At 64.8% G+C, this 236-nt stretch carries 1 protein-coding gene; it reads right to left on the reverse strand.

Going from position 1 to position 236, the window contains the following annotated elements; all coding sequences use genetic code 11:
- Positions 1-220, reverse strand: a 220-nt coding sequence (locus ACWXWW_RS18365) for an NADH-quinone oxidoreductase subunit NuoE family protein (RefSeq protein WP_455971486.1), incomplete at its 3' end; no start/stop codon positions are given.
- Positions 221-236 lie beyond the last annotated feature (16 nt).

Consider the following 236-nt stretch of genomic DNA (forward strand, 5'->3'; position numbering starts at 1 on the left):
GCTGCAGCGTGAACAGGCCGTCGGGCGTGGTCTCGCCCATGGTGATGCCGAGCTTCTTCTCGAGGTGGTGCAGCGCCTTCTGGCCGTCGCGCAGCTGGCACGGCAGGTTGGTGCAGACGTTCAGCTTGTACTTGCCCAGCGGCTGCTGGTTGTACATGTTGTAGAAGGTCGTGACTTCGTGCACGGCGATCTGGGGCATGCCCAGGACCTCGGCGATCACGGCCTCGCTCTCGGGG

It is taken from the genome of Microbacterium sp. KNMS (assembly GCF_053851835.1).